Origin of the sequence: Gluconacetobacter diazotrophicus PA1 5, from assembly GCF_000067045.1 — a bacterium.
Taxonomy (GTDB): Bacteria; Pseudomonadota; Alphaproteobacteria; order Acetobacterales; family Acetobacteraceae; genus Gluconacetobacter; species Gluconacetobacter diazotrophicus.
Genome location: NC_010125.1, coordinates 3,491,766 through 3,506,951 on the forward strand (window position 1 = coordinate 3,491,766; position 15,186 = coordinate 3,506,951).

The following is a 15,186-nucleotide window of genomic DNA, read 5'->3' on the forward strand; positions in this document are numbered from 1 at the left end:
CTTTCCTTAGAAGGCGAGACCGCCCTCGCGGGCAGCCTCCGCCAGGGCCTTGATACGCCCATGATACATATACGAACCGCGGTCGAAGACGACCAGCGACACACCCGCCGCCACCGCGCGCTCGGCAACCAGCTTGCCGACCGCGACAGCCGCGTCGGAATCCGCGCCGGTCTTCAACTGCTCGCGCAGCGCCTTGTCCAGGCTCGAAGCGGCGGCAAGCGTACGCCCGGCGACATCGTCGATCACCTGGGCATAGATGTTCTTGCCTGACCGGAACACGGACAGGCGCGGACGCCCGCCGCCCTTGCGGCGAAGCTGGAAGCGCAGACGCTGACGCCGACGCTCCCGCAGATCCTGCTGCGTGCTCATTACTTCTTCTTGCCTTCCTTGCGACGGATGGTCTCCGTGTCGTAACGGACGCCCTTGCCCTTGTAGGGCTCGGGCTTGCGGAAGCTGCGGATGTCCAGAGCGACCTGACCGACCCGCTGCTTGTCCACGCCCTCGACCACGATGGCGGTCGGGCGCGGCGTCGTGATCTTGATGCCCGCGGGGATCGCATAGACGATGTCATGCGAATAACCGAGGTTCATGACAAGGTTGCTGCCCTGGACCGCGGCACGATAGCCGGTGCCGGTCACTTCGAGGGTCTTGGAGAAGCCCTCGGACACACCCTTGACCATGCTGGCCACCAGGGCCCGCGTCGTGCCCCACATCATCCGCGCCGGGGCGGCGGTGCCGACCGGACGGACCGAGACCTTGTTGTCGGCGATCTCGGCTTCGATGTGCTGCGACAGCGGCAGCTTCAGCTCGCCCAGCTTGCCCTTGGCCACGAAGATGCCATCGACGATGGACACCTGGACGCCCGACGGAACCTCGACGGGATATTTGCCTACACGCGACATGTATCCCTCCTCAGAACACGCGGCAGAGGACCTCGCCGCCAACATTGGCAGCGCGGGCTTCCGCATCGGACAGGACGCCACGGGGCGTGGACAGGATCGACACGCCGAGACCGGCATAGACCCGCGGCAGTTCCTTGATCTTCGAGTAGACCCGGCGCCCGGGCTTCGACACCCGGTGGATCTCCTTGATGACCGGCTCGCCATCCAGATATTTCAGCTCGATACGAAGCTGGGCCACGCCCTTGCGCAGGTCTTCCTGCGCATAGCCGCGGATATAGCCTTCGCGGCGCAGGGCCTCGAGCACATTCGCGCGCAGCTTCGACGCCGGCGCGACACAGGCCGCATGACGCGCACGCTGCGCGTTGCGGATCCGGGTGAGCATATCACCCAACGGATCAGAAAGTGACATCGTTTCCCGCCCTTACCAGCTCGACTTGACCATGCCCGGGATCTGACCGCTGGAGGCCAGGTCGCGCAGAGCCACGCGGCAAAGTTCGAACTTCCTGTAGTTGGCGCGGGCGCGCCCGGTCAGCTTGCACCGCAGGCGCACGCGAACGCGCGATCCATTGCGGGGAAGCTCTGCGAGTTTCATGGATGCCTCGAACCGATCCTCGACCGGAAGCGTCCGGTCCATGATGATGTTCTTGAGCGCAATCCGCTTAGCCTTGTCCCGGCCTGCCATGCGCGCACGCTTGGCATTCCGGTTAACGGCGGAGATCTTGGCCATGCCTTGTTCTACCCTCCGGAACCTGTCGGGCCATCCCGACGGTTTTCCAAACAACGTGTCTAATAGGTCTTCTGACCTCTGGGCGGAAGCCCCAATCGCCGCAATCAGGCGGCGAAGGGCAGATCAAACGCCTTCAGAAGAGCCTTCGCTTCCGCATCCGTCTTCGCGCTGGTGACGAAGATGATGTCCATCCCACGGATATCGTCGACCTTGTCGTACTCGATTTCCGGGAAGATGATCTGCTCCTTCAGGCCCATGGCGAAGTTGCCACGGCCGTCGAAGCCCTTGTTGCCGGGCAGGCCGCGGAAATCGCGGACGCGCGGCAGCGCGATGGTCACCAGACGGTCCAGGAATTCGTACATCCGGGCGCGACGCAGCGTCACCTTGCAGCCGATCGGCAGGCCGGCACGGATCTTGAAGCCGGCGATCGCCTTCTTCGCAACCGTCTTGACCGGCTTCTGGCCCGAGATCAGCGTCATTTCGCCAAGGGCGGCATCCAGCTTCTTCTGGTCGCCCGCGGCTTCACCCACGCCCATGTTGATGACGATCTTCTCGAGATGCGGAACCTGCATCACGTTCTTGTAACCGAACTCCTCGCGCAGCTTCGCGCGCAGTTCGTCCTGAAAACGCTTCTGCAGACGCGGCACCGAGCGGGTCTCTTGCACTTCAGACATCCCCGCCTCCTCAGCCTTCGACGACTTCGCCGGTCGCCTTGGCGACGCGGACCTTGCGGCCATCTTCCAGGATACGGAAACCGACGCGCGTCGGCTTGCCGCTCTTGGGATCGACCAGCTTCAGGTTCGACAGATGGATCGGCATCTCCTTTTCGATGATGCCGCCCTGCTCACCCATGCGGTTCGGACGCGTATGGCGCTTGGCCACCGCGACGCCACGGACAACCGCCTTGTTGTCATCGGGCCGAACCGACAGCACTTCACCACGGCTGCCCTTCGACGAACCCGTGATCACGACGACCTGGTCGCCCTTCTTGATACGCGCAGCCATCACAGCACCTCCGGTGCCAGCGAAATGATCTTCATGAACTTGCGCGCGCGCAGTTCACGGACGACCGGGCCAAAGATACGGGTGCCGATCGGTTCCTGCTGCTTGTTGATCAGGACGGCGGCGTTCCGGTCGAAGCGGATGGCGCTGCCATCGGCGCGGCGCACCGGGTAGGAGGTACGCACGATCACCGCCTGGTGAACGTCGCCCTTCTTGACCTTGCCGCGGGGGATCGCTTCCTTGACGGACACGACGATCACGTCGCCGACCGAGGCGGTCTTCCGCTTGGAACCGCCCAGCACCTTGATGCACTGCACCTGACGCGCACCCGAATTATCGGCGACGTCCAGGTTGGTCTCGGGATGGATCATAGCCTATGCCCTTCTTACGCCTGCGCGCCGGACGCGACGTCGGCGGCGCCCAGCGGGGCACCATTCCGTACGACCACGGTCCAGGTCTTGCGCTTGGAGATCGGCTTGCATTCTTCAATGCGCACCATGTCCCCAATCTTGCACTCGTTCAGTTCATCATGCGCCGCATACTTCTTGGAGCGCCGGATGAACTTCTTATACAGCGGATGGATGACCCGACGATCGACAAGGACGGTGACCGTCTTGTCCATCTTGTCGCTGGTCACCCGTCCGGTCAGGACGCGCCTCGGCATCGCCCGTCTCCCTTCAGGACTTCGCGGCCGGCGCACCCGCGCCGACGGCATTCTTCTTCAGCGCCTGGGACGCTATCGTCTTCACGCGGGCGATCTCGCGACGCACCGTGCGAACACGCGCCTGTCCCTCATTCTGGCCGGTCGCGCGCTGGAACCGCAGGTTGAACTGCTCGCGCTTCAGGTCGATGAGAAGCGCCTCCAGTTCTTCAGCGGTCTTGGCACGCAGATCGGCCGGCTTTGTTGCCTTTGCCATCTCACGCCTCTCCGATGCGGGTCACGAACTTGGTCTTGATCGGCAGCTTCGCAGCACCAAGGGCCAGCGCCTGACGCGCCAGCTCCGGCGGAACACCTTCGATCTCGAACAGGATACGACCCGGCTTGACACGGGCTACCCAGTATTCCGGCGACCCCTTGCCGGAGCCCATACGCACTTCGGCGGGCTTTGTCGAGACCGGAAGATCGGGAAAGATCCGAATCCAGACGCGACCGGCACGTTTCATCGCGCGGGTAATGGCCCGGCGAGAGGCCTCGATCTGCCGGGCGGTCACCCGCTCCGGCTCCAGGGCCTTCAGGCCGAACGCACCGAAATTCAGTGTCGTTCCGCCTTTCGCCAGCCCATGAATGCGGCCCTTGTGGGCCTTGCGGTACTTTGTCCGCTTGGGAGAAAGCATTGTTCTAAATCCTCACGCGCCGCCTGGCGCCCTTCTCGGTCCTAAGTCCCGCCAGCTTAGCGCTGCGGGGCCTGCTCGGCGGCGCGACGATCCTGCGCCAGCGGGTCGTGGGCAAGGATCTCGCCCTTGAAGATCCAGACCTTCACACCGCAGGTGCCATAGGTGGTCTTCGCCGTGGCCACGCCGTAATCGATGTCCGCACGCAGCGTGTGCAGCGGCACCCGACCCTCGCGATACCATTCGACGCGCGCGATCTCGGCGCCGCCCAGACGGCCGCCGCAATTGATCCGGATGCCCTGGGCGCCCAGACGCATCGCGGACTGCACGGCGCGCTTCATCGCACGGCGGAAGGCCACGCGGCGCTCCAGCTGCTGGGCGATGTTTTCGGCAACCAGGGTCGCGTCGATCTCGGGCTTGCGGATCTCGACGATGTTCAGCGCAACGTCGGTCTTCGCCATGCGGGTCAGATCCTTGCGCAGGACGTCGATGTCCTGGCCCTTCTTGCCGATCACGACACCCGGGCGGGCGGCGTAGATCGTCACGCGGGGCTTCTTCGCCGGACGTTCGATCACCACGCGGGACACGCCGGCACCCGACAGCTTGCGGCGCAGGTGCGCGCGCAGCTTCAGGTCGTCGTGCAGCAGGCGCGAATAGTCGGCGCCGGCATACCAGCGGCTGTCCCAGGTGCGGTTGATGCCGAGCCGCAGCCCGATCGGATTGACTTTATGTCCCATGATCAGGCCGCCTTCTGCTCGGTTGTCTCAGCCTCTGCCGCACGCTCGGCCACGACGATCTTCAGATGGCTGAAGAACTTCTCGATGCGCGACGAACGGCCACGGCCACGCGCGTGGAAGCGGCGCATGACGATCGACTTGCCGACCTCGGCCCGGACGACGACCAGCTGGTCGACGTCGAGCTGATGGTTGTTCTCGGCGTTGGCGATCGCGCTCTCCAGCGTCTTCCTGACGTCCTGGGCAATCCGGCGCTTCGAGAACGTCAGGATCGCCACCGCCTGCGACGCGGGCTTGTTGCGGATCAGGCCGGCGACCAGGTTCAGTTTGCGCGGGCTAACGCGGATGTTCCGCGTCAGGGCCTGCGCCTCGGTCTCCGCAAGCGTGCGGGGATGCTTAGGCTTGCTCATATCAGCCCCGCTTCGCCTTCTTGTCCGAGGAATGACCGGTGAAGGTCCGCGTCGGCGAGAACTCGCCGAACTTATGACCCACCATGTTTTCCGACACCTGAACGGGCAGGAACTTGTGCCCGTTATAGACGCCGAACGTCAGACCGACGAACTGCGGCAGGATTGTCGAACGACGCGACCAGATCTTGATCACCTCGCTACGGCCCGACGCGCGCGACGCATCGGCTTTGTTCAGTAGATACCCGTCCACGAACGGGCCCTTCCAGACGGAACGTGCCATCTTCTTTGCCCCTTACTTGCCGGTCTTCCGGCGACGGATAATCAGACTGTCCGTACGCTTGTTGACCCTGGTCTTGTAACCCTTCGTCGGCTTGCCCCACGGCGTGACCGGATGACGGCCGCCCGAGGTGCGGCCTTCACCACCACCATGCGGATGGTCGACCGGGTTCATCACGACGCCGCGGTTGTGCGGGCGACGACCCAGCCAGCGGCTGCGACCCGCCTTGCCCATGTGCTGGTTCATGTTGTCCGGGTTGGACACCGCGCCGATGGTCGCCATGCATTCGCCACGGACGACGCGCAGTTCGCCGGACTGCAGCTTGATCTGCGCATAGCCGGAATCCTTGCCGACCAGCTGGGCATAGGTCCCGGCGGACCGGGCCATCTTGCCGCCAGCACCCTGCTTCAGCTCGATGTTGTGCACGATCGTGCCGACCGGAATGGCCGACAGCGGCATCGCATTGCCCGGCTTGATGTCGACGCGCGCACCGGCCACGACCTGGTCGCCGGCCTTCAGGCGCTGCGGCGCCAGGATGTAGGCCAGCTCGCCGTCCTCGTACTTCACCAGCGCGATGAAGGCGGTGCGGTTCGGGTCATATTCCAGACGCTCGACCGTGCCGACCACATCGAACTTCCGCCGCTTGAAATCGACGTAGCGATAGGACTGCTTGTGACCGCCACCGATGAAGCGCGACGTGGTGCGCCCATGGTTGTTGCGGCCGCCCGACTTGTTCTTGCCTTCGGTCAGCCCCTTGACGGGCTTACCCTTCCAGAGCTCCTTGCGGTCGATCAGGACCGTTCCGCGCAGGCTGGGGGTGACCGGATTAAAGTGCTTCAGTGCCATTGTCTTGCTACCCCGCGTCAGACCAGCTTCGCGGTCAGGTCGATGGACTGACCCTCGGCAAGCTGTACAAACGCCTTTTTCACATCCGAACGCTGGCCGGGGCGACCCTTGAAGCGCTTCGTCTTGCCCTTCTGGACAAGCGTGTTCACGCCCAGGACCTTCACGCCGAACAGCGTTTCCACCGCGACCTTGATCTCCGGCTTGGTCGCGTCGATCGCGACCTTGAACGCCACCTGATTCTTCTCGGAAAGCGCGGTCGCCTTCTCGGTGATCAGGGGGGCGCGGACGATGTCATACATCGCCTCGCGCGACATGCGCTCCGCCTTCTTGCGGATTGCGAGCACGTTGGTCATGCCAGGCGCTCCTTCAGGCCTTCGACGCCGGCGCGGGTGATCGCCAGCACGTCGTGGTTCAGGATGTCATAGACGTTCGCGCCGATCGTCGGCAGCGCATCGATCTTCGGCAGGTTGCGCGCGGCGCGGCCGAAATTCTCCTCGACCGTGGCATCCACGATCAGGGCGGACTTCCAGCCCAGCGCCTTCACCTTCGCCGCCAGCTCGGACGTGCGGCCCGAAGCGGTCGCGGCGTCCAGCACCACCAGCTTGCCTTCCGCCGCCTTCTGCGACAGCGCGGAAATCAGGCCCAGGCGACGCACCTTCTTGGGCAGGTCATAGCCATGGTCGCGCACGACCGGGCCATGCACGGCGCCACCGGTGCGGTACTGCGGCGCACGCAGCGAACCCTGGCGGGCGCTGCCGGTGCCCTTCTGGCGGTACGGCTTCTTGGTCGTGCCGGAGACTTCGCCCATCCCCTTGACCTTGTGCGTGCCCGCGCGGCGCTTGGCCAGCTGCCAGTGCACGACACGCGCCATGATGTCCGCCCGCGGCGTCACCCCGAAAATCTCGTCCGGAAGGACGGCCGTGCCGGCGCTTCCGTTGTCGAGGGTTTTGATCTCGTAATCCATTGCCCTCTATCCTCAGCCCGCAGCCGCAACCAGGGCCGCCGGATACGGCGCCTCGGCATGACGGGCCTTCTTGATCGCATCACGAACCAGAACCAGCTCGTTCTTGCCGCCGGGCACGGAGCCGCGGACCATGAGCAGATTCTTCTCGGCATCCACCGCCGCCACCTCGAGATTGAGGGTGGTCACGCGTTCGGAGCCCAGATGGCCGGCCATTTTCTTGTTCTTGAAGGTCTTGCCCGGATCCTGGCGGTTACCCGTCGAGCCATGCGAACGATGGCTGATGGACACGCCGTGCGAGGCTTCGAGACCCGCGAAGTTCCAGCGCTTCATGGCGCCGGCAAAGCCCTTGCCCTTGCTGGTGGAGGTCACGTCGACCTTCTGCCCGACCACGAAATGGGCGGCAGACAGGGTCGCGCCTGCTTCCAGCACGGCGTCGTCCGCCACGCGGAACTCGGCCAGCTTCTTCTTGGGTTCGACCTTCACGCGAGCAAAATGGCCGCGATTCGGTTTGGAGACATTCTTCACCTTGGCGTTGCCGAAGCCCAACTGCACGGCGGTATAGCCGTCGCGGTCCTGGGTACGGACATCCACCACCTGCAGGTTATCGACATGCAGGACGGTGACGGGCACGTGGGTGCCGTCTTCCTTGAACAGCCGGGTCATGCCCAGCTTCTTTGCGATCAATCCGGTGCGCATCGTCTGGACCTTAAAGTTTGATCTCGACATCCACGCCGGCGGCGAGGTCGAGCTTCATGAGAGCGTCCACGGTCTGCGGGGTCGGCTCGACAATGTCGAGCAGCCGGCGATGGGTCCGAATTTCGAACTGCTCGCGGCTTTTCTTGTCCACATGGGGAGAGCGGTTGACGGTGAATTTTTCGATATGCGTCGGCAGCGGGATAGGACCCCGAACCCGCGCACCCGTACGCTTCGCCGTGTTGACGATCTCTTTGGTGCTGTTGTCGAGCACCCGATGATCGTACGCCTTCAGGCGAATGCGGATGTTCTGGTTGTCCATCTTCTGTTCAGTCCAACTTTACTGGTTCGGGGGAACCCGAGCCGCCCAAGGAGACCCCGGCCAGATCGCTCCGGCCGGGGGCTCCAGTTTCTTGGGTAAGAACCCGATCAGGCCGTGATCGAAGCAACCACGCCGGCGCCGACGGTGCGGCCGCCTTCGCGGATCGCGAAGCGCAGGCCTTCGTCCATGGCGATCGGAGCGATCAGCTCGACATCCATGGCGATGTTATCGCCCGGCATGACCATTTCCGTGCCTTCCGGCAGGTGCACGACGCCGGTGACGTCGGTGGTGCGGAAATAGAACTGCGGACGATAGTTGGTGAAGAACGGCGTGTGACGGCCGCCCTCTTCCTTCGTCAGGATGTAGGCCTCGGCCTTGAACTTCGTGTGCGGGGTGATGGAGCCCGGCTTCGCCAGGACCTGACCGCGCTCGACGTCCTCACGCTTCGTGCCACGCACCAGCGCGCCGATGTTGTCGCCGGCCTCGCCGCGATCCAGCAGCTTGCGGAACATTTCGACGCCCGTCACCGTCGTCTTCTGCGTCGCGCGCAGGCCGACGATTTCGATTTCGTCACCGACGTTCACCACGCCACGCTCGACACGGCCGGTCACCACGGTGCCGCGGCCCGAGATCGAGAACACGTCTTCGATCGGCATCAGGAACGGACGGTCGACCGGACGCTCCGGCTGCGGGATGTAGGCATCGACCGCATCCATCAGGTCGCGCACGCGGTTCTCGCCGACTTCCGGGTCACCGTCTTCCAGCGTCACCAGGGCCGAACCCTTGATGATGGGGATATCGTCGCCCGGGAACTGGTACGCGGACAGCAGCTCGCGCACTTCCATCTCGACCAGCTCGAGCAGTTCCGGATCGTCGACCTGGTCGACCTTGTTCAGGAACACGACCAGGGCCGGGACGCCGACCTGGCGGGCCAGCAGGATGTGCTCGCGGGTCTGCGGCATCGGGCCGTCGGCGGCGGACACGACCAGGATCGCACCGTCCATCTGGGCGGCACCCGTGATCATGTTCTTCACGTAGTCGGCGTGACCGGGGCAGTCGACGTGCGCGTAGTGGCGCTTCGCGGTCTCGTACTCGACGTGGGCGGTCGAGATCGTGATGCCACGGGCGCGCTCTTCCGGCGCCGCGTCGATCTGGTCGTACGCCTTGAAGGTGGCGCCACCGGTCTTCGCCAGCGTCTTAGTGATCGCGGCGGTCAGCGACGTCTTGCCATGATCGACGTGACCGATCGTGCCGATATTGCAGTGCGGCTTCGTCCGCTCGAATTTAGCCTTTGCCATCGTCTATCTCCGTTACCTCGGCCACCTGGCCGGGAGTCGGGTTGAAATGTTCCTAACCGGAAGCGTGGCGGTCTTTAGACCGGACCTGCGCTACTTACCAGCGGTAATGACTGAACGCCTTGTTCGCCTCGGCCATGCGATGCGTGTCTTCGCGCTTCTTGACGGCGGACCCACGGTTGTTGACCGCGTCCAGAAGCTCGTTCGACAGGCGTTCCTGCATCGTGTTCTCGCCACGCTTGCGCGAGGCGTCGATCAGCCAGCGGATCGCCAGGGCCTGACGGCGCTCGGTCCGGACTTCGACGGGCACCTGGTAGGTGGCACCGCCGACGCGACGCGAGCGGACCTCGACGGCCGGCTTCACGTTGTCCAGCGCGCTGTGGAACATCACGACGGGATCGGCGGACGCACCACCACGGCGGCGCAGCACCTCGAGCGCACCGTAGACGATGCCTTCGGCGGTGGACTTCTTGCCGTCGTACATGAGCGCATTCATGAAGCGCGTGATGACGACATCACCAAATTTCGGATCGGGAAGAATCTCGCGCTTCACTGCGCGGTGACGGCGACTCATGCCTGGTTATTCCTTTTACTTCGGACGCTTCGCGCCATAGAGCGAGCGACGCTGACGACGCTTGGCGATACCCTGGGTATCCAGAACGCCACGCAGGATGTGATAGCGCACGCCCGGAAGATCCTTGACGCGACCGCCGCGGATCAGGACCACACTGTGCTCCTGCAGGTTGTGGCCCTCACCCGGGATGTAGCTGACGACCTCATAGCCGTTCGTCAGACGCACCTTGGCAACCTTACGCAGGGCCGAGTTCGGCTTCTTCGGTGTGGTTGTGTAGACGCGGGTGCAGACACCACGCTTCTGCGGGCAACCCTGAAGGGCAGGCACCTTATTGCGCTTGGCTGCGGGCTCGCGGCCTTTGGCGATCAGCTGGTTGATGGTCGGCATACGCCTTTCCCGATCCTTACAAATTTCGGCCGGCCAACCGCATATCGGGCTGCCGACTGTCGTTCACAACAAAATCCCACCGAATGAGAATCATTCGCCTGGGCATCATATTCACATCCGGCCTTGGCAACCCTCTGGGGGTTACGGCACCGCATGCCTGCATGCTGCATTCGACGGCCAACGACGTCCTGCGAGACGGGGCTAGCCGAGGGCGCGGAACCTACGAAGCAGAAGGCCGAGAGTCAAGTGTTACCTTGAGATTCGCGGCCAATCCCCGCCAGTTTGAGCGCGCCGATCCGCCGCATCTGTCATGCAGCCACGGCAGAACCCCCGCGCCGCTGCCCTATCCCACATCCTGCCGATTCGGACCAGCCGGATTCACGCCGGAAGCGGCCCGCAGCCATAAAAAAAGGGCCGGGTGTCGCCACCCGGCCCTGTTTCCATCGCAAGTTGCGCGATTCGCGGGCGAATCAGTCCGCCTTGCTGACCACCGGACGGGCCTGCGCCAGGCGCTGGCGGTCCTGGCCGGCGGCGATGGCGCGCAGCTTGTTCATCACACTGCCCGTGCCGGCCGGGATCAGGCGACCGACGATCACGTTCTCCTTCAGGCCGTTCAGCGTGTCCTTCTTGCCCGCCGTCGCGGCTTCGGTCAGGACGCGCGTCGTTTCCTGGAACGAGGCCGCCGAGATGAAGGACTGGGTCTGCAGCGACGCCTTGGTGATGCCCTGGAGCACGGGCATCGCCTGGGCGGGCCGTTCGCCCATGTTCAGGCGCTTCGTGTTCTCGGTCTCGAACTCGATCCGATCCACCGTCTCGCCGATCAGGTAGGTCGTGTCGCCGGGCTCCAGGATTTCGACCTTCTGGAGCATCTGGCGGACGATCACCTCGATGTGCTTGTCGTTGATCTTCACGCCCTGCAGTCGATAGACGTCCTGGATTTCGTTCACCAGGTAGTCCGACAGGGCCTCGACGCCCAGGACCTTCAGGATGTCGTGCGGCACGCGCGGACCGTCGACCAGCGGATCGCCCACGCGGACGAAGTCGCCTTCCTGAACCGACACGTGCTTGCCCTTCGGGATCAGGTAGTCGGTCTCCTCGCCCGTCTCGTCGTTCTTCACGATGATGCGGCGCTTGGCCTTGTAGTCCTTGCCGAACTCGACGCGACCGTCGGTTTCCGAAATGATCGCGTGATCCTTCGGACGCCGGGCCTCGAACAGTTCCGCGACGCGGGGCAGACCACCCGTGATGTCGCGGGTCTTCGAGCCTTCGCGCGGGATGCGGGCCAGCACGTCGCCCGCGCTGACCTGCGCCCCGTTTTCGACCGACAGCAGCGAGTCGGGCGACAGGAAGTAGCGCGCGTCATTGCCGTTCGACAGCTTGATGACGTGGCCGTTCGCGTCCTTGAGCTGCAGGCGCGGACGCAGGTCCACCCCCTTGGCCGCCTGCTTGTAGTCCACGACGACCTTCGAGGTCAGGCCCGTTACTTCGTCCATCCGCTCGACCAGCGTGATGGAGTCGATCAGGTCCAGATACTCGACCGTTCCCGAATGCTCGGTGATGATCGGCAGGGTGTACGGGTCCCACTCGGCCAGCTTCTGGTTACGCGTGACGGCGGCCCCTTCCTCCACCAGCAGGCGGGCGCCGTACGGCACACGGTAGCGGGCGCGCTCGACCCCCTTGTCGTCCGTCAGCACGATTTCGCAGTTACGCGACATCACGATCGGAACGTTCTGGCTGTTATGGACGATGGTGCGGTTGTTGATCGTCACATGGCCGTCACGCGACGCCTCGACCATCGACTGCTCGGCACCACGCTGGGCCGCGCCGCCGATATGGAAGGTACGCATGGTCAACTGGGTGCCCGGCTCGCCGATCGACTGCGCCGCGATCACGCCCACGGCCTCGCCGATATTGACCGGCGTGCCGCGCGCCAGGTCGCGGCCGTAGCACAGGCCGCAGACGCCGACCCGGCTTTCGCAGGTCAGGACCGAGCGGATCAGGACGCTTTCCACGCCCGCCTTCTCGATCTTCTCGGCCTGGGCCTCCTCGATCAGGGTATCGCGCTTGAACAGCACCTCGCCCGTCGCGGGGTCCAGGATATCGGCCGCGACCGTGCGGCCCAGGATCCGCTCGGACAGGGACGAGACGATCTCGCCGCCATCCATGACGGCGCGGACCGTCAGACCGCGCTCGGACCCGCAATCGTCCTCGACGATGATGCAGTCCTGCGCCACGTCGACCAGACGGCGCGTCAGGTAGCCCGAGTTCGCGGTCTTCAGCGCCGTGTCCGCCAGGCCCTTGCGGGCGCCGTGGGTGGAGGTGAAGTAGTCGAGAACCGACAGGCCTTCCTTGAAGTTGGCGATGATCGGCTGCTCGATGATCTCGCCCGACGGCTTGGCCATCAGGCCGCGCATGCCGGCAAGCTGCTTCATCTGGGCCGGCGACCCACGCGCGCCGGAGTGGCTCATCATCCACACCGAGTTCGTGACCTTGCCGACCTCCTGGCGCGAGATCTCCTTCATCATCGCGGCCTGCACTTCGTCCGTGCAGCGCGACCAGGCATCGACCACCTTGTTGTAGCGTTCGCCCGCCGTGATCAGGCCGTCCTGGTACTGCTGCTCGAACTCCTTCACCTCGGCGGCGGTGCGTTCGACCAGCACCTTCTTTTCGGCCGGGATGATCATGTCATCCTTGCCGAACGAGATGCCGGCCTTCGCCGCGTGACGGAAGCCCAGGCCCATCATCCGGTCGCAGAAGATGACGCATTCCTTCTGGCCGCAATGGCGATAGACCGCGTCGATGACGTCCGACACGTTCTTCTTCGTCAGCTGCTTGTTGATCAGCGAGAAGGGAATCGCCGGATGGCGGGGCAGGATCTGCGCGATCAGCATGCGGCCCGGCGTCGTGATGACGGTCTGGCGCACCGGCTTGCCCTCGGCATCGACCGTGTCGAAGCGCGCGACGATCTTGTCATGCAGCTTGATCGCGCCGGCCGACAGGGCGTACTCGACCTCGCCGATCGTGGCGAAGGACGAGGCACCCGTGACCGTCAGGCGACCTTCGGCGTCGTACTCGTTGCGGTCGGGCGTGGCCAGGAATTCCGGCGTTTCCAGGCTGAGATAGTACAGGCCCAGCACGATGTCCTGCGACGGCACGATGATCGGCTTGCCGTTCGCGGGGCTGAGGATGTTGTTGGTCGACATCATCAGCACGCGCGCTTCCAGCTGCGCCTCGAGGCTCAGCGGCACGTGCACGGCCATCTGGTCGCCGTCGAAATCCGCGTTGAAGGCGGTGCAGACCAGCGGGTGGAGCTGGATCGCCTTGCCTTCGATCAGCACCGGCTCGAACGCCTGGATGCCCAGGCGATGCAGCGTCGGCGCGCGGTTCAGCATGACCGGATGTTCGCGGATCACCTCTTCCAGGATGTCCCATACCTCGGGACGTTCCTTTTCCACCATCCGCTTCGCGGCCTTGATGGTGGTGGCGTGACCGTACTTTTCCAGCTTCGAGTAGATGAACGGCTTGAACAGCTCCAGCGCCATCTTCTTGGGCAGGCCGCACTGATGCAGCTTCAGTTCCGGGCCGACCACGATGACCGAACGGCCGGAGTAATCGACGCGCTTGCCCAGCAGGTTCTGGCGGAAGCGGCCCTGCTTGCCCTTCAGCATGTCAGACAGCGACTTCAGCGGGCGCTTGTTGGCGCCCGTGATCGCGCGGCCGCGACGGCCGTTATCGAACAGCGCGTCGACCGATTCCTGCAGCATGCGCTTTTCGTTGCGCACGATGATGTCGGGCGCGCGCAGCTCGATCAGCCGCTTCAGGCGGTTGTTGCGGTTGATGACGCGGCGGTACAGGTCGTTCAGGTCGGACGTCGCGAAACGGCCGCCATCCAGCGGGACCAGCGGGCGCAGTTCCGGCGGGATCACCGGAATCAGGTCCATGATCATCCACTCGGGGCGCGATTCGCTGTCCGCGAACGCCTCGATCAGCTTCAGACGCTTGACCAGCTTCTTGCGCTTGGCTTCGGACGTGGTGTCCTTCAGCTCCTGGCGCAGGCGCTCCTTGTCCGCCTTGCAGTCGATGCGTTCCAGCACCTTCTTGATCGCCTCGGCGCCGATTCCGACCTCGATCCCGTCATCGCCATGTTCGTCCATGACGTCCAGGTACTGGTCTTCGGTCAGCAGGCTGAACTGCTTCAGCGGCGAGGTGCCCGGTTCCAGCACCACGTAGCTTTCGAAATACAGGATCTTTTCCAGATCCTTCAGCGTCATGTCGACCATCAGGCCGATGCGGCTGGGCAGCGACTTCAGGAACCAGATATGCGCGACCGGGCTGGCCAGTTCGATATGGCCCATGCGCTCGCGCCGGACCTTGGCCAGCGTGACCTCGACGCCGCACTTCTCGCAGATGATGCCGCGGAACTTCATGCGCTTGTACTTGCCGCACAGGCACTCGTAGTCCTTGATCGGGCCGAAGATGCGCGCACAGAACAGGCCGTCGCGTTCCGGCTTGAACGTGCGGTAGTTGATGGTCTCGGGCTTCTTGATCTCGCCATACGACCAGGACCGGATCTGCTCGGACGATGCGAGCTGGATCTTGATCTGGTCGAAAGTCATGGCCTGGCCGGTCTGGCCCAGGATCTTCATGAGTTCATTCATGCGCCGCAAACCCCCTGGGGGAAAAAGACAATAGACGGAGAAAGAGGGAGATGACCGACGGCG

22 protein-coding genes are annotated in these 15,186 nt (G+C 64.2%); all 22 read right to left on the reverse strand.

From position 1 onward, the window contains the following. Nucleotides 1-6 precede the first annotated feature (6 nt). Nucleotides 7-369 (reverse strand): 50S ribosomal protein L18, encoded by a 363-nt coding sequence (rplR, locus tag GDI_RS16070; RefSeq protein WP_012227933.1) that lies wholly within the window; start codon nucleotides 367-369, stop codon nucleotides 7-9. After that, entirely contained in the window at nucleotides 369-902 is a 534-nt protein-coding gene (gene rplF, locus GDI_RS16075; protein WP_012227935.1) for a 50S ribosomal protein L6, read from the reverse strand. Before rplF ends, rplR begins: the two co-directional genes overlap by 1 nt. A gap of 10 nt (nucleotides 903-912) precedes the next feature. Beyond that, on the reverse strand, nucleotides 913-1,311 hold the full coding sequence (rpsH, locus tag GDI_RS16080) for a 30S ribosomal protein S8 (RefSeq protein WP_012227937.1): 399 nt from the start codon (nucleotides 1,309-1,311) through the stop codon (nucleotides 913-915). A 12-nt stretch (nucleotides 1,312-1,323) separates the two neighbouring features. Beyond that, the gene (rpsN, locus tag GDI_RS16085) at nucleotides 1,324-1,629 is read right to left on the reverse strand and encodes a 30S ribosomal protein S14 (protein ID WP_012554692.1); all 306 of its coding nucleotides are present in this window, start codon (nucleotides 1,627-1,629) and stop codon (nucleotides 1,324-1,326) included. A 104-nt stretch (nucleotides 1,630-1,733) separates the two neighbouring features. Further along, the gene (gene rplE, locus GDI_RS16090) at nucleotides 1,734-2,303 is read right to left on the reverse strand and encodes a 50S ribosomal protein L5 (RefSeq protein WP_012227940.1); all 570 of its coding nucleotides are present in this window, start codon (nucleotides 2,301-2,303) and stop codon (nucleotides 1,734-1,736) included. A 10-nt stretch (nucleotides 2,304-2,313) separates the two neighbouring features. Next, entirely contained in the window at nucleotides 2,314-2,634 is a 321-nt protein-coding gene (gene rplX, locus GDI_RS16095; RefSeq protein WP_041249535.1) for a 50S ribosomal protein L24, read from the reverse strand. Next, nucleotides 2,634-3,002, reverse strand: a complete 369-nt coding sequence (gene rplN, locus GDI_RS16100) for a 50S ribosomal protein L14 (RefSeq protein WP_007399629.1) — start codon at nucleotides 3,000-3,002, stop codon at nucleotides 2,634-2,636. Before rplN ends, rplX begins: the two co-directional genes overlap by 1 nt. A gap of 14 nt (nucleotides 3,003-3,016) precedes the next feature. Then, nucleotides 3,017-3,295, reverse strand: a complete 279-nt coding sequence (rpsQ, locus tag GDI_RS16105; protein WP_012554690.1) for a 30S ribosomal protein S17 — start codon at nucleotides 3,293-3,295, stop codon at nucleotides 3,017-3,019. A gap of 13 nt (nucleotides 3,296-3,308) precedes the next feature. After that, complete coding sequence (rpmC, locus tag GDI_RS16110) at nucleotides 3,309-3,548, reverse strand: 50S ribosomal protein L29 (protein ID WP_012227946.1); 240 nt, start codon at nucleotides 3,546-3,548, stop codon at nucleotides 3,309-3,311. 1 nt (nucleotide 3,549) lies between these two features. Continuing rightward, a complete protein-coding gene (gene rplP, locus GDI_RS16115; RefSeq protein ID WP_012227947.1) occupies nucleotides 3,550-3,966 on the reverse strand; it encodes a 50S ribosomal protein L16 in 417 nt (138 codons plus the stop codon). 56 nt (nucleotides 3,967-4,022) lie between these two features. Beyond that, nucleotides 4,023-4,700: a 30S ribosomal protein S3 gene (gene rpsC, locus GDI_RS16120; RefSeq protein WP_012227948.1), complete on the reverse strand. Its 678-nt coding sequence runs from the start codon at nucleotides 4,698-4,700 to the stop codon at nucleotides 4,023-4,025. Between the two features lie 2 nt (nucleotides 4,701-4,702). Next, nucleotides 4,703-5,107: a 50S ribosomal protein L22 gene (gene rplV, locus GDI_RS16125; RefSeq protein ID WP_012227949.1), complete on the reverse strand. Its 405-nt coding sequence runs from the start codon at nucleotides 5,105-5,107 to the stop codon at nucleotides 4,703-4,705. A 1-nt stretch (nucleotide 5,108) separates the two neighbouring features. Beyond that, nucleotides 5,109-5,387, reverse strand: coding sequence for a 30S ribosomal protein S19 (gene rpsS, locus GDI_RS16130; RefSeq protein ID WP_012227950.1), 279 nt, complete (start codon nucleotides 5,385-5,387; stop codon nucleotides 5,109-5,111). A gap of 12 nt (nucleotides 5,388-5,399) precedes the next feature. Continuing rightward, nucleotides 5,400-6,230 (reverse strand): 50S ribosomal protein L2, encoded by an 831-nt coding sequence (gene rplB, locus GDI_RS16135; protein WP_012227952.1) that lies wholly within the window; start codon nucleotides 6,228-6,230, stop codon nucleotides 5,400-5,402. Between the two features lie 17 nt (nucleotides 6,231-6,247). Further along, nucleotides 6,248-6,544, reverse strand: a complete 297-nt coding sequence (locus tag GDI_RS16140; protein WP_012227954.1) for a 50S ribosomal protein L23 — start codon at nucleotides 6,542-6,544, stop codon at nucleotides 6,248-6,250. A 35-nt stretch (nucleotides 6,545-6,579) separates the two neighbouring features. Continuing rightward, a complete protein-coding gene (gene rplD / locus GDI_RS16145) occupies nucleotides 6,580-7,194 on the reverse strand; it encodes a 50S ribosomal protein L4 (protein WP_012227956.1) in 615 nt (204 codons plus the stop codon). Nucleotides 7,195-7,206: 12 nt separating this feature from the next. Then, entirely contained in the window at nucleotides 7,207-7,890 is a 684-nt protein-coding gene (rplC, locus tag GDI_RS16150) for a 50S ribosomal protein L3 (RefSeq protein ID WP_012227958.1), read from the reverse strand. Between the two features lie 10 nt (nucleotides 7,891-7,900). Further along, nucleotides 7,901-8,209 carry a 30S ribosomal protein S10 gene (rpsJ, locus tag GDI_RS16155; RefSeq protein WP_012227960.1) on the reverse strand — a complete coding sequence of 103 codons (309 nt, stop codon included), beginning with the start codon at nucleotides 8,207-8,209 and terminating at the stop codon, nucleotides 7,901-7,903. Nucleotides 8,210-8,316: 107 nt separating this feature from the next. Beyond that, a complete protein-coding gene (tuf, locus tag GDI_RS16160) occupies nucleotides 8,317-9,507 on the reverse strand; it encodes an elongation factor Tu (protein ID WP_012227963.1) in 1,191 nt (396 codons plus the stop codon). Nucleotides 9,508-9,601: 94 nt separating this feature from the next. Next, a complete protein-coding gene (gene rpsG / locus GDI_RS16165) occupies nucleotides 9,602-10,078 on the reverse strand; it encodes a 30S ribosomal protein S7 (RefSeq protein WP_012227965.1) in 477 nt (158 codons plus the stop codon). Between the two features lie 15 nt (nucleotides 10,079-10,093). Next, nucleotides 10,094-10,465 carry a 30S ribosomal protein S12 gene (gene rpsL / locus GDI_RS16170; protein WP_003621118.1) on the reverse strand — a complete coding sequence of 124 codons (372 nt, stop codon included), beginning with the start codon at nucleotides 10,463-10,465 and terminating at the stop codon, nucleotides 10,094-10,096. Between the two features lie 470 nt (nucleotides 10,466-10,935). Next, entirely contained in the window at nucleotides 10,936-15,123 is a 4,188-nt protein-coding gene (gene rpoC / locus GDI_RS16175) for a DNA-directed RNA polymerase subunit beta' (RefSeq protein ID WP_012554687.1), read from the reverse strand. Between the last annotated feature and the right edge of the window lie 63 nt (nucleotides 15,124-15,186).